A 12,443-nucleotide genomic window follows, 5' to 3' on the forward strand; every position below is an offset into this window, starting at 1 on the left:
CCTTCCCTCATCGATACAGACGAAGGAGGGCGCCGGAACGTTGGGTCCGACGTGTCGCGGGGCTCATCGCCCCGGCCTAGACCGACGCGGCCGCCTCCAGCCGGCCGGACTGCACGGCCGCGACGAACGCGGCGTAGTCGCGGTCGTTCTGGTCGGCGTAGTCACGTGCGAACTCGCCGATCGCCCGGTCGAAGCGATCGGCGTGCCCGAGGTACGAGGCGATCGCGACGCGGTCGCCCGAACGGGCGTGCGCCCGCGCCAGCGTCTCGCCGCAGACTCGTGCGTACACGCGGCCACCAGACGGCACCATCGCGTCGACGTCGGCCGCGCCCTTCCAGTCGTGCAGCTGGCGGATGTAGAAGTCGCGGTCGACGCCGTCGAACCCGGGCTGGCGATGCCAGCCGAGGAAGATGTCGCTCGCCGCCTGCATCAGGCGCTGCCCCCTGACCACGCGCTCGCCGTGGTTGCCGTACTCGCTCTGCGGCAGGAACCGCTCCAGCACCGACGTCTCGGCCTGCTTGGCCTGCAGCAGCAGCGGGTCTGCGTCGTCGCGGCCGCGCAGCAGCACGATCCACGCGCGCGTGCCGACACTGCCGACGCCCACGACCTTGCGCGCCATGTGCACGTACGAGAATTCCCGCATCGGATGGTTCTGCTGCTGGAGGGTCGTCTGGTACGACGCCAGCACCTCCTCCATCCATGCGATCTCCTCCTCGTAGCTGCGACCGACCGGGTCGAGCTGCTCGACCGGCACGATGAGCGGCGGATCCGCGACGATCCGCAGCCGGCCGTCGATCACCTCGGTCAGCTTCGCGACGGCGCGCGTGCTGTCGCGCGTGCGGGCCTTCGCGAGCGCGGCGTCGGCGCGCTTCGCCTGCTTTCCGGCGAGCTGCTTCTGCTTCCGTTCCTGCTCGACGAACGCGAGGAACCGGTCGGTGTCGAGTTGGTCGTACCACGCGTCGAGCACCCGCGAGTCCGCGGCCTGCAGCATCCGCTCGCGATAGCCGCGCACGACGGCGAGGTTGATCTCCCGACGTTCCTCGTCGGTGAAGCCGCGACTCCTTCCGGCGACCTCGAAGCTCGCCGCGAGCCGCTTCACGTCCCACTCCCACGGCCCCGGTAGCGTCTCGTCGAAGTCGTTCATGTCGAAGACCATCCGTCGCTCCGGCGTGCCGAAGACGCCGAAGTTCGACAGGTGCGCGTCACCGCAGATCTGGGTCGTGATGCCCGAGGTGGGGGTGCCGGCCAGATCCGCGGCCATCAGCAGCGCGGCGCCCCGGTAGAACGTGAACGGCGACACCATCATGCGCGCGTGCCGGATCGGCACCAGCTCCTGCACGCGGGTCGTCGCCTGCTCCTCGAGCAGGGCGACCGGATCCGCCCGGTCCGCGGAGGGCGCCCAGCCCTCGTGGTCGGACCGCGGCGTACGCCGACGCGCCTCCTTCCCGTACGCACGGCGCGCGTCGAAGTCCGTCGGCGGCGGCGCGAGCTCCTCGTTCGTGCTCCGGACTGCGGGCGTTCCCTGGCTGCTCATGTCCTGACCTCCGACCCTTCATCCGATTCCGCGATCTCGCTGCGCGGGCGCCCCCCGACCTCCGCCGGGATGCCGCGCGAGAAGAACAGCGACAGCAGGGCGATCACGATGAGCGCCACGAGCGACACCCGCAACGCCTCGATCTGCGAGGTCGCATAGACGCGTTCGAGCTCCGCTGCCTCGGCGTCGTCGAGCCCCGCCTCGCGCGCGAGGTCGGGCACGGATGCCGCGGGCACGATGTCGACCCCGCCTTGCGTCGCCTCGGCCACGACGACCTGCGTGTCCTGCGGCAGGTCGCTCGTGGCGACCCCCGAGGCGAACGAGGTGGCGAGCGTGCCGATCAGCACCGAGCCGATGAGGGCCGTTCCGAGCGACGAGCCCAGGTTCTGGAAGACGCCCTGCAGCCCGCCGACCTCGCTCGACTGGTCCTCGCCCACGCTCGACATGTTCACGTTGCCGATCTGCGAGGCGAGCAGTCCGAGGGCCGCACCCGCGACGAACATCCCCACGCCGAACGCCGGGCTCTGCAGTTCGATGTCCACGGCGCCGAGCAGCAGGAACGACGCAAGCACGAGGAGCACCTGGCCGATGCGGATGATCCGTCGGGGCGACCACGTGAGGGCGAGACGCGTGCCGAGGATCGAGAAGAGGATGAGCGAGATCGAGAGCGGGAAGATCCGGATGCCGGTCTGGAGCGCGTCGAGGCCGAGTGTCATCTGCAGGTAGACGGGCATCATGAAGAACAGGCCCGCGGTCATCGCGTACTGCGCGAGGAGCACCGTGAGGCCGCTGCGCAGGCGCAGGATCCGGAACAGGGTGATGTCGACGAGGGGCGCCCGGTCGGTCGCCACGAGGCGGCGCTGGCGCACGACGAACGCCCAGATGAGCGCCGCCCCGATGAGCACGAACCAGGTCGTCATCGACACGCCCAGCGGTGCGATGGGGAACCCGTTGACGACCGGCGGGTTCTGCGGGATGACCCAACCCCAGGTCTTGCTCTGCAGCATCCCGTACACGACGAACACGAGTCCGGCCGCCGACAGCAGCACGCTCAGCACGTCGATGCGCACCGGCCTGGCGCCGGCACGATCGGTCACGCGTCGCGAGAAGAGCACGACGAACGCCATGATCACGACCTCGGCGACGAACACGTACCGCCAGCTGAAGTAGGTGGTGACGAAGCCGCCGATGAGCGGCCCCGCTGCGACCGCGGCACCGGATGCCGCGCCGATGATCGCATACGCCGCGACCCTGGCGTGGCCTTCGTAGTTGTCGGCGATGAGCGCCGCGATGGCCGGGATGACGAGCACCGCTCCCATGCCCTCGACGATCGACCAGCCGAGGAAGAGCACGACGACGTTCGGGCTCAACGCCGTCGTGAGCGAGCCGAGCGCGTACACGATCGAGCCGATGACGAACGCACGCCGTCGCCCCCACACGTCGCCGAGCTTCGCTCCCAGCAGCATCAGTGCCGCCATCGTCAGGGTGTAGAACGTGATCGCCGCCTGCATGGCGTCGACGCTCGTGTCGAGGTCCTCCACGACCGTGGAGATCGACACGTTCATGACGGTGCCGTCGAGCACCATCACGAACTGCGCGCTGCCGAGGATCGCAACGACCGGCCAGTTCTTCATCTCAACCCCGATCCCGCCCCAGTAGGGGATACGCGATGGCGGCGACCCGACGGTCGCCCTCGTCAGATGCTCCCACCGAACCGTCCCGACCGGAAGCGGCGCGCGGATGCCCCCTCAGCGTTCCTCGCGCACCGCGTATCGCAGGTACACCACGCCGCTGTCGAAGCGGCGCTCGTCGAGCAGTTCGAGGTCGAGGCGCACGCCGTCGGGCAGGAACGCCGTGCCGCCGCCGAGCACCACGGGGTACAGGAGCATCCACACCTCGTCGACGAGACCGGCCCGGAACGCGTTCGCCGCGAGGCCGGGACCCGAGATCGAGAGGTCGCGCTCGGACCGCGCCTTCAGGCGCCGGATGGCCTCGGGATCGAATGCGCGCTCGATCCTGGTGCGGCTCGTCGGCGCCGCTTCGAGCGACGAGGAGTACACGAACTTGTCGGCCTTCCGCCAGGTCGCGGCGTACTCGCGCTCCACCGGCGGTAGGTCGGGCAGGTCGGCGGCGGTCTCCCAGAACCGCATGACCTCGTACATGCGGCGGCCGTAGAGGTAGGTGCCGACCGAGCGTTCGAGGTCGTTGACGAAGGCGTGCACCTCGGCATCGGGCCTACCCCAGCTGAAGTCGCCATGCTCGTCGGCGATGTACCCGTCGAGCGACATGATGCCGCCGCTGACCAATGCGCCCATGAGCCTCCTCGCCTATGCCGTGGGGCAGATGCCGAGTTCCTGCATCTTGGCCGTCGCCTGGTCGATCGACCAGGGCAGCTCCACGAGCGGGCGCTCCCGACCGTCGACGGGGTTCGCCTTCGACGCCAGGGAGGCGAGCGCGAACGCCGTCTCCCGCACGAAGTCGGCGCCCGCCGTCGAGTTGTTGAGGGCGACCACCACCGTGAGCCCGCTCGCGGGGTCGGTGAACGCGGCCGTGAGGGCACCGGCGGACTCACCGGCGGAGCCGCGCATGGGCCCGTACTGCAGCGCGCCGATGCCGGCCGTCTGCCAAGCCGGCGCCGACCCGCCGAGCGGGATCGCGGCCCACTGCTTGCGCTCCGTGGCCTCGCTGAGCAGTGCACCGGTCGCGAACGCCTCGCTCAGCACCCGGGTGTCCTCGAGCGTCGAGACGGCGCCCGCGGCCGCGCCGCCCATCGAACTCGACTGCTCGGAGGCGTCGACGAGCACCGCGCAATCCACGGCGCCGGTCGGCGCGATGGCCGACGAGTAGGCGCCGAGCACTCCCGTGTGATCGGTGACCGAGGGCGGGGGCATCCGGGTGTCCTCGAGACCGAGCGGCCCGAACACGTACTGATCGGCGAGCTCGGTCCACGGCTTGCCGGTGCGCCGCTCGAGCGCGAGCCCGAGCAGGAGGATGCCGGTGCGCGATTCGCGAACCTGCTCCCCCGGCGGACCCACGCGGCTGAGGGCGAGGCCGTTCGAGAGCAGCTCGTTGGCGGGCCAGAGGCGCGCAGGATTGGCGATGAAGTGGCTGCGCAGGGTGGGGTAGTAGTCGGCGAGGCCCGAGGTGTGCCGGCAGAGCTGCTCGAGGGTGATGCCATCGAGCGTCGGGATCCAGTCGACGTACTGTTCGACCTCGTCGTTGAGCTTGACGGTTCCCGCGTCGACGAGTCGCAGCAGCACCGTGCAGGTGATCTCGGTCGTGAGCGTCGCCATGTGGAAGCCGCTGTCCGCACGTGCGGCCGGGGCGCCCTCGCCGAATTCGACCGTGCCGGTCGCTGCGGTCCATTCGCCGGCCCAGGGCGCCCAGACACCCGCGACGGCTCCGCTCGACCCGCTGAGCGCGACGGCCTGGTCGAGCACCGCATCGAGGCTCGTCGCGAGGTCGTCGCCGAGCGGCGCCTCGACCGGGTCGAACTGCGATGCCGGATCGACGACGCCGCCGAAGCATCCGCTCAGTCCGAGCCCCAGCGCAGCGGCCATCGCGACGGCGGGTACGAGCCGCCGTCGGAACCTCCCCGGGCCTCCAGCCACCAAGCCCCCCTAGCCGTGTGTCCGCTGCGATTGTAACCCGCAATGGCGGCGCGCCCGTGGCCACCCGACGCGCGACCTTCGATCGCCGCGATCCGCGGGCCGACCAATCCGCGTCGAGGGCCGCGCCGAACCACGGTCACACCCGGGACCACCGGGCTCCACGAAGGAGGCACCTCATGCGCAACTCCCCGAATCGCATCGTCGCAACCGTCTTCGGCGCGGTCTACGTGCTCGTCGGGCTCCTCGGCTTCGCCGTCACCGGCGGGGTCGGGTTCATCGCCACCGAGGGAGGGCTGCTGCTCGGCGTCTTCCAGGTGAACCCGCTGCACAACATCGCCCACCTGCTCATCGGCGCCGCCCTGCTCATCGCGGGCTTCGCGAACGTCACCGCCGCCAAGTCCGTCAACACCGTCGTCGGCGGCGCCTACCTGCTGCTCGGCATCATCGGGTTCTTCCTTGCGGGCACGGCGGCGAACATCCTGGCGCTGAACACGGCCGACCACTTCCTGCACCTCGCGAGCGCCATCGTGCTGCTCGGCGTGGGGCTCGGGGCCGAGCGCTCGGCACGCGTGGCGACGGCCTAGGGAGCCCGCCATGAACGCACTGACGACGCTGGCGAGGACCTGGCCGATGCTCTCCGCCCTCGGCGGCGGACTCGTGCTCCTCGCCCTCGCCGCCGGTGCGGGGGGAACGGCGGGGGTCGCCCTGGCCGGGACCGGCATCGGCGGACTCGGCTGGGGCCTCCTCTCGCTCCGCGCGGGGCGTGCGATCGCGCCGGCGGTCGCGCTCGGCGTGGGCGCCGCGGTGCTCGTGGGCGCCGGCGCCCTCGTGGGCACCGGTCTGGCCGCGTCGACCGGAGTCGCGGTCGGCCCGCTCGTCGCGGCATCCGCCTTCATCGGCGTCGTGGCCGTGCACAGCGCGTTCGTCGTGCGCCGCGGATCCCGAGCCGCCGCCCGCACGATCCCCCATCCGACGAGGCCGGCGGATGCCGCGCCGCAGCCGGCCGTCGACGGCCGACTCTCGCTCGCGGGGCTGGTGGCGGGCGCCCTGCTCGTGGCGGGACTCGCCACACCGGCACTCGCCGCGACCGAGGCGGGCGAGCTCGCCGTGCCGCACGGAGAGCACGGCGGCACCGGCACCTCGGTGACCGACGTCGACCACGGCGGCGACGGACACCACTGACCGCGACCGGGGATGCGTGGCGACGACGTCCCCGGTCGCACCCCCGGTCACCTCATCCGGCCGCCCCGGGCGCCGCGGCATCGAGGCCGATCTCGCGGAGCGCGCCGGCCATGAACCGCTCGACGTCGCGGTCGACGATGATGTCGCTCGGTCGCAGCGGACGGCTCAGGTAGAGCCCGTCGAGCGCCGTGAGGCGGCTGAGCGCCACGTAGGTCTGTCCCGGGCTGAACGCCCGGGGTCCGAGGTCGACGATGGCGGTCTCGTAGCTGGCGCCCTGCGACTTGTGGATGGTGACCGCCCACGCGAGCCGCAGCGGGAACTGCGTGAACTCGGCCACGATCTCGCGGTGGAGCTTCTTCGCCGCCGGGTCCCAGGTGTACCGGAACTTCTCCCACGTGACGGGCTCGACCTCGTGCTCCTCGCCGTCGATCTCGACCCGCACCTCGCGCTGGAGCGAGGTGACGGTGCCGATCGTGCCGTTCACCCACCGCGGCCCGTCGCCGCGCAGGGCGTTGTCGTTGCGGAGGAACATCACCTGCGCACCCATCTTCAGCTCGAGCCGCTCATCGGCCGGGAACGCCCGCCCGCCGAAGTCGCCGTTCACCTCCGCCTCGTTGGCGATCGACTGCCCGGGAAGCCGGTGCAGCTGGGTGCGATTGATGCGGTTGACCGTCTCGTTGGTGGTGGCGAGCGTGATCGCCCCCTGCTCGGGCAGCGGCCGGCGCGCGCCCACGTCGTTCAGCACGCCCGCGATCTCGGCCGTGACCGCCCCGTGCCGCACCGCGTTGAGCATGAGCTTGAACTCGTCGTCGTGCTGCCGATGCACCTCGCCGAGCTCGTAGATGCGCAGGTCGGCCTCGCGCCAAACGTTCGCGTCGAAGAACCACATCGACGTGTACGTGTCGGTGAAGTAGCGGCGCTCGTCGCCGCTGCCGGGCACGGGGGCCAGCTGGTAGGGGTCGCCGAAGAGCACGACCTGCGCGCCGCCGAACGGCTCGTGCGGTCGCTGGCGGGCCTGGCGCAGCGACCGGTCCATCGCGTCCATGAGGTCGGCGTTCACCATCGACACCTCGTCGATCACGAGCGTGTCCATGGCGTTCAGGATCTTGCGCACGGTGTCGTTCTGGTCGATGTCGTGGTCGGCGATGACCCCGATCGGCAGCCGGAACAGGGAATGGATGGTCTGCCCGCCCACGTTGAGCGCGGCGACCCCGGTGGGCGCGCAGATCACGATCTGCTTCTGGGTGTGCCAGTTGAGGTGGTTCAGCAGCGTCGACTTGCCCGTGCCGGCGCGGCCGGTGACGAACACGTGCTCGCGCGTGCCCTCGATGGCCTGGAACACGGCTGCCTGTTCGCGGGTGAGGGTGACGTTCTGCACTGGTTGCCTTCGGCGAGCGGATGCCGCGGGCGGCTCCCGCGGCGGCGACGCCCGTGGGGGCGCGCTCCCACTGTAACCGCGGAACGGCGCGGCGGCAGGGCCACGCCGGCCGGGATCGCGAGCGGCATCCGACGGGCGCCCGGGGAGGACGGGACGGCGCCGGGCGCCCGCATAGACTGTGCGGGTGGGGAGCTCAGGCGTGCGGCGGGGTCCGGTGTCGCCCGCCGCGGTGATCGGCTGGGTCGGGCTCGCCATGCTCCTCGTCGGCGCCTTCCTCGCCGCGCTCGGCGCGCTGAACCAGACGATCTACGGGGCATCGAACTTCGTCGAGCGCTATCTCGAGGCGATCGCCGACGACGACATCGCCGCCGCATCCACGACCCCGGGCGTGGCGCTCGACGCCGCCGAGCTCACCGCCATGGGCCTGCCCGAGAACGTGTCGACCGCGATGTTCCGCTCGGGCGTCGTCGAGGCCGGCCCGGAGGACGTGCGCATCGTGAGCGATGTCGCGAACCCCGACGGCACACACTCGGTAACCGCGAGTTACCGCCTCGACGTGTCCATCATCGAGACGACCTTCGACGTTCGCCCCATCGCTCCGCTCTACGGCGTGCTCAACCGGTGGGAGTTCTCAACCAGCCCGCTCACCGTGGTCGATGTCACGGCCGCCCACAACCCGCTGTTCACCGTCGGCACGCTCACGCTCGACACGCGCGCGACGAAGACCGGCGACGAGCTGGCCGCCTTCACGCAGACCGCGCCATACCTCGCGATCGCACCGGCCGTCTACGAGTTCGGTTACACCTCGACCCTGCTCGAGGCGGTGCCGACGTCGATGGCCGTGGCGCCGGCTTCGCGGTACGCCGTCGGCGTCGATTCCCTGCCAACCGCCACCTTCGTGGAACGCGTGCAGGTGAAGCTCGACGACTACCTCGCGCAGTGCGCGACCCAGCAGGTCCTGCAACCGGCCGGATGCCCCTTCGGCATCGAGATCGACGACCGGGTCGTGAGCCCGCCCGTCTGGACGATGGTGACCAATCCCCCGGTCACCCTCGCGCCGGGTGAGACGGCCTTCGAGATGCCGCCCACCGAGGGCGTGGCGCACATCTCGGTGGAGCTGCAGTCGCTCTTCGACGGCGACTTCTACACGCTCGAGGAGGATCGGCCGTTCCTGGTCGCCCTGAGCGCGTCGATCCGGCCCGACGGCAGCATCGCGATCCAGCTGAAGTGACACGTGTGGGGGTGCCGCGGCATCCGCTCGCCCGCGTCAGCCGCGGTGCGCGTCCTGCTCGGCGATGGCGGCGAGCCGCTCGTTGTACGCCTCGAGCTCGGCGTCGCCGGTGCGGTCCGCGTGGCGGTCGCGGCGCTTCGACTCCTTCTCGTCGCTGCGCGCCCACTGCACCGCCACCGTGATCGCCAGGGCGACCGTCGGGATCTCGCCCACCGACCAGGCGATGCCGCCGCCGAGCTGCTGGTCGACGAGCGCGTCGGTTCCCCAGCCCATCGCGCCGTACCAGTCGGCGAGCAGGAGTCCGGTGCCCGACATGATCGCGAGGCCGAAGAACGCGTGGAAGGCCATGGTGCCGAGGAGCAGCACGAGCCGGAACGGGTACGGCAACCGGTACGGCACCGGGTCGATGCCGATGAGCGACTGCACGAAGAGGTAGCCGGTGATCACGAAGTGCCCGATCATCCACTCGTGCCCGATGTGGTCGAGCATCGACCAGCGGAACAGCGGCGTGTAGTAGAACACCCAGAGCGAGCCGGCGAAGAGCACCGCCGCGACGATGGGGTTCGCGATGATCGACGCGAACTTCGAGTGCACCGCCAGCAGGATCCACTCGCGGCCGCCGCGCGAACCGTCCTTGCGGGGGTGGATGGCACGCGCCGCGAGCGTGACGGGGGCGCCGGGCACGAGCAGCACCGGCACCGCCATCGTGAGCACCATGTGCGCGCCCATGTGCGCCGAGAACAGGTACTGCTCGTAGACGTTCACGCCGCCGCTCGTGACGTAGGCGAGCAGCAGCAGGCCGGCCACCCAGAGCACCGCTCGGTACACGGGCCAATGATCGCCGCGCCTGCGCAGCCGCCGCACGCCCGCGAGGTAGAAGAAGATGCCGAAGCCGCAGGCGAGGAGCCAGAGCAGGTCGGGGTTCCACTCGGTGAAGTAGCGCGTCCACTCGGGCCACGGGGGGAGCGGCTGGCCCGTCAGGATCTCGGCCGGCGTGCGGGCCAGCGAGCCGGCGGCATCCTCCGACACGGGCGTCGCCGTGCGCGCGAGCGCCGCGGCCACCCCCGAGGCGAGGCCCATGAACGCGAGCTCGACGACCACGAGCACCCAGAAGTCGCGGGAGATGGACGCGTCGGCGGGGGCGCCGTGGGCCGAGGTGGGCCGCTGCATCCGCCAGATCAGGAAGCGACGCTGCGCCGCGCCGAACAGGCCCAGCGCGATGAGGGCCGAGACCTTCACGAGCACGAGCACGCCGTAGGTCGTGCCCAGTTCGTCCCACGTGCCGATGCGGAGCGCGGCGTTCGCGTATCCCGACAGGGTCACGACGATGAAGGCGATGAGCGCGACCGACGAGTACCGGGCGAGCACGATGGGCAGCCGTTCCCGGTCGAGCTCCCGGCGGAGCAGCACGATCGTGAGCAGGCCGCCGAGCCAGACCGCCGCGAACACGAGGTGCAGTCCGAGCGACGCGATCGCGGCGTTGTGACCCGCGGCACCTGCAGCGTGCCCCTGCTGCGCCATGGGCACGAGGGAGGCGACGGCGAGCACCGTCACGAACACGAGCGCCGTGTGGTTGCGCACCGCGAAGCACAGCACCGTGACGGCGGCGGCGACGAGGGTGGTGGTGAGCCACGCCTGGCCCAGCGCGATCGTCGTGACGAACTGGCCCAGCTTCTGCCCGAACGCGGGGCCGAACGAGAACGGCTCGCCCGTGACGACGAGGAACGTGAAGATGCCGGTCGCTGCGCTCGCGACGGTGAGCACGGCAGCGGATGCCGCGGCGACGTCGAGGGCGAGGTCGAACTCGCGCCGCTTCGGCGAGAGCGCCCAGACGGCGAGCACGAGCGCGCCGATCATGCCGGCCGCGCCCAGGTTCACGACGAGCTTGGCGACGGGAAGGCCGTACCGGGCGACGGGACCGGGATCCTGGATGGGGAGCGGCGCGGCGCCGCCGCCGTACGCGAGGCCCGCGAACATCGCGAGGAGCGCGACGGCGAGGAGCACGGCGGGGCCGAGCACGCGAACGGAGCGGGGCACCGAACCAGCCTAGACGCCGCCGCCCGTGCGATCGCCCGGAGCGTGCGACGCGGCCCGCGACATCCGCCACTCCCCCGCGGTGTCGGCCACTCCCCCGGGCCTCACGCCGATCGCCCGGCGTTCACGACCGGAGACCACCAAGGGGCGCGCGGCCGATGCCGCACGCCCCTTCAGGAGTCTCGGGACCTCGTTACTTGGCCGCAGCCTTGAGCTTCGATCCGGCCGACACCTTGACCGAGTAGCCGGCCGGGATGTCGATGGTCGCACCCGTCTGCGGGTTGCGGCCGGTGCGCGCGGCACGGTGCGTGCGCTCGACGGCGAGCCACCCCGGGATGGAGACCTTGGTGCCCGAACCGACGGACTCGGAGAGCGCATCGAAGAGACCGCCGAGCACGGCGTCGACGGTGGCCTGGCTCTGGCCGGTCGACGCGGCGATCTTCGCGACGAGCTCGGTCTTGTTCAGCGACTTGTCAGCCATTGAATGTCCTCCTCGGACTTCCGCTGTTTCGGTACAGCTATCTGTGAGTTCTCGGGAACGATCGTTCTACCGCCCCCGTGGCCGATCGGGCCGCCTCGAATGTAGCAGAGAACCGCGGAAACACGCGGATTTCCGGGACTTCGGGACGATCGGCACCCGGCGTGTCGCCGTGACGGATGCCGCGGCATCCGTCGCCTCGACCCCGGGAGACGACGAGAGGGGCGCCCCGTTCGGGACGCCCCTCTCGGTGAAGCGGGTCTCGCCTACCAGCTCGACTTCGTGATGCCGGGCATCTCGCCGCGGTGGGCCATGTCACGGAAGCGGACGCGCGAGACGCCGAACTTCGTGAGCACGCCACGGGGGCGGCCGTCGATGGCGTCGCGCGAGCGCACGCGCACCGGCGAGGCGTTGCGGGGGAGCTTCTGCAGGCCGACGCGGGCGGCCTCGCGGGTCTCGTCGGTGCCGTTCGGGTCGACGAGGGCCTTCTTCAGCTCGAGGCGCTTCGCCGCGTAGCGGTCGACGACCACCTTGCGCTGCTCGTTGCGCGCGATCTTGCTCTTCTTCGCCATGTCTTAGCGCTCCTCTCGGAAGTCGACGTGCTTGCGCACCACGGGGTCGTACTTCTTGAGCACGAGACGGTCGGGGTTGTTGCGACGGTTCTTGCGGGTCACGTAGGTGTACCCGGTGCCGGCCGTCGAGCGGAGCTTGATGATGGGGCGGATGTCCTGCGCCTTGGCCATTAGAGCTTCACCCCACGAGCCTGGATGTCCTTGATGACCGCTTCGATGCCGCGGGCGTCGATCACCTTGATGCCCTTGGCGGACACGTTCAGGGTGACGTTACGACGGAGCGACGGCACGTAATAGGTCTTCTTCTGCACGTTCGGGTCGAAGCGGCGCTTCGTCCGGCGGTGCGAGTGCGAGATGTTGTGCCCGAAGCCGGGAACGGCTCCAGTCACCTGGCACACTGCTGCCATTGGTCTTTCCTCCAAT

Annotated in this window: 13 protein-coding genes; 3 read left to right on the forward strand and 10 right to left on the reverse strand. The window is 70.8% G+C overall.

Annotated elements, in window-relative coordinates; all coding sequences use genetic code 11:
- Window positions 1-76: 76 nt before the first annotated feature.
- The 4 genes from EV187_RS16910 to EV187_RS16925 form a co-directional block, all read right to left on the reverse strand.
- Entirely contained in the window at window positions 77-1,534 is a 1,458-nt protein-coding gene (locus tag EV187_RS16910; protein ID WP_130354256.1) for a DUF2252 domain-containing protein, read from the reverse strand.
- Window positions 1,531-3,168: an MFS transporter gene (locus EV187_RS16915; RefSeq protein ID WP_130354257.1), complete on the reverse strand. Its 1,638-nt coding sequence runs from the start codon at window positions 3,166-3,168 to the stop codon at window positions 1,531-1,533. The genes EV187_RS16910 and EV187_RS16915 overlap by 4 nt, the downstream gene beginning before the upstream one ends.
- A 114-nt stretch (window positions 3,169-3,282) precedes the next feature.
- A complete protein-coding gene (locus tag EV187_RS16920; protein ID WP_130354258.1) occupies window positions 3,283-3,849 on the reverse strand; it encodes a dihydrofolate reductase family protein in 567 nt (188 codons plus the stop codon).
- Window positions 3,850-3,861: 12 nt separating this feature from the next.
- On the reverse strand, window positions 3,862-5,094 hold the full coding sequence (locus tag EV187_RS16925; protein ID WP_130354259.1) for a serine hydrolase domain-containing protein: 1,233 nt from the start codon (window positions 5,092-5,094) through the stop codon (window positions 3,862-3,864).
- Between the two features lie 227 nt (window positions 5,095-5,321).
- Between EV187_RS16925 and EV187_RS16930 the strand changes: the two genes are divergently transcribed.
- Window positions 5,322-5,729 (forward strand): DUF4383 domain-containing protein, encoded by a 408-nt coding sequence (locus EV187_RS16930; RefSeq protein ID WP_130354260.1) that lies wholly within the window; start codon window positions 5,322-5,324, stop codon window positions 5,727-5,729.
- A 10-nt stretch (window positions 5,730-5,739) separates the two neighbouring features.
- Entirely contained in the window at window positions 5,740-6,327 is a 588-nt protein-coding gene (locus tag EV187_RS16935; protein WP_130354261.1) for a hypothetical protein, read from the forward strand.
- A 52-nt stretch (window positions 6,328-6,379) separates the two neighbouring features.
- On the opposite strand, the gene EV187_RS16940 is transcribed toward EV187_RS16935, so the two are convergent.
- Entirely contained in the window at window positions 6,380-7,705 is a 1,326-nt protein-coding gene (locus EV187_RS16940; RefSeq protein ID WP_130354262.1) for an ATP-dependent DNA helicase, read from the reverse strand.
- A gap of 184 nt (window positions 7,706-7,889) precedes the next feature.
- Between EV187_RS16940 and EV187_RS16945 the strand changes: the two genes are divergently transcribed.
- Window positions 7,890-8,936, forward strand: a complete 1,047-nt coding sequence (locus EV187_RS16945; RefSeq protein ID WP_130354263.1) for a hypothetical protein — start codon at window positions 7,890-7,892, stop codon at window positions 8,934-8,936.
- Between the two features lie 36 nt (window positions 8,937-8,972).
- Here EV187_RS16945 and EV187_RS16950 read toward each other — a convergent pair whose 3' ends face one another.
- From EV187_RS16950 to rpmB, 5 genes are all read right to left on the reverse strand, one after another.
- The gene (locus EV187_RS16950) at window positions 8,973-10,913 is read right to left on the reverse strand and encodes a bifunctional copper resistance protein CopD/cytochrome c oxidase assembly protein (protein WP_207221894.1); all 1,941 of its coding nucleotides are present in this window, start codon (window positions 10,911-10,913) and stop codon (window positions 8,973-8,975) included.
- Window positions 10,914-11,163: 250 nt separating this feature from the next.
- Window positions 11,164-11,451 carry an HU family DNA-binding protein gene (locus tag EV187_RS16955; protein ID WP_130354264.1) on the reverse strand — a complete coding sequence of 96 codons (288 nt, stop codon included), beginning with the start codon at window positions 11,449-11,451 and terminating at the stop codon, window positions 11,164-11,166.
- 263 nt (window positions 11,452-11,714) lie between these two features.
- Complete coding sequence (gene rpsN / locus EV187_RS16960; RefSeq protein WP_130354265.1) at window positions 11,715-12,020, reverse strand: 30S ribosomal protein S14; 306 nt, start codon at window positions 12,018-12,020, stop codon at window positions 11,715-11,717.
- Window positions 12,021-12,023: 3 nt separating this feature from the next.
- On the reverse strand, window positions 12,024-12,191 hold the full coding sequence (rpmG, locus tag EV187_RS16965; RefSeq protein WP_022892462.1) for a 50S ribosomal protein L33: 168 nt from the start codon (window positions 12,189-12,191) through the stop codon (window positions 12,024-12,026).
- Window positions 12,191-12,427 (reverse strand): 50S ribosomal protein L28, encoded by a 237-nt coding sequence (gene rpmB, locus EV187_RS16970; RefSeq protein WP_056727420.1) that lies wholly within the window; start codon window positions 12,425-12,427, stop codon window positions 12,191-12,193. The genes rpmG and rpmB overlap by 1 nt, the downstream gene beginning before the upstream one ends.
- Window positions 12,428-12,443 lie beyond the last annotated feature (16 nt).

The sequence above is a fragment of the Agromyces ramosus genome, assembly GCF_004216665.1.
Taxonomy (GTDB): Bacteria; Actinomycetota; Actinomycetes; order Actinomycetales; family Microbacteriaceae; genus Agromyces; species Agromyces ramosus.

Excerpts from the sequence above, each read along its gene's own strand:
- EV187_RS16920 (WP_130354258.1), bottom strand. The coding sequence starts at position 3,849 with ATGGGCGCATTGGTCAGCGGCGGCATCATGTCGCTCGACGGGTACATC.
- rpmB (WP_056727420.1), bottom strand. The coding sequence starts at position 12,427 with ATGGCAGCAGTGTGCCAGGTGACTGGAGCCGTTCCCGGCTTCGGGCAC.
- rpsN (WP_130354265.1), bottom strand. The coding sequence starts at position 12,020 with ATGGCGAAGAAGAGCAAGATCGCGCGCAACGAGCAGCGCAAGGTGGTC.
- EV187_RS16935 (WP_130354261.1), top strand. The coding sequence starts at position 5,740 with ATGAACGCACTGACGACGCTGGCGAGGACCTGGCCGATGCTCTCCGCC.
- EV187_RS16955 (WP_130354264.1), bottom strand. The coding sequence starts at position 11,451 with ATGGCTGACAAGTCGCTGAACAAGACCGAGCTCGTCGCGAAGATCGCC.
- EV187_RS16950 (WP_207221894.1), bottom strand. The coding sequence starts at position 10,913 with ATGTTCGCGGGCCTCGCGTACGGCGGCGGCGCCGCGCCGCTCCCCATC.
- EV187_RS16910 (WP_130354256.1), bottom strand. The coding sequence starts at position 1,534 with ATGAGCAGCCAGGGAACGCCCGCAGTCCGGAGCACGAACGAGGAGCTC.
- EV187_RS16925 (WP_130354259.1), bottom strand. The coding sequence starts at position 5,094 with ATGGCCGCTGCGCTGGGGCTCGGACTGAGCGGATGCTTCGGCGGCGTC.
- EV187_RS16930 (WP_130354260.1), top strand. The coding sequence starts at position 5,322 with ATGCGCAACTCCCCGAATCGCATCGTCGCAACCGTCTTCGGCGCGGTC.
- rpmG (WP_022892462.1), bottom strand. The coding sequence starts at position 12,191 with ATGGCCAAGGCGCAGGACATCCGCCCCATCATCAAGCTCCGCTCGACG.
- EV187_RS16915 (WP_130354257.1), bottom strand. The coding sequence starts at position 3,168 with ATGAAGAACTGGCCGGTCGTTGCGATCCTCGGCAGCGCGCAGTTCGTG.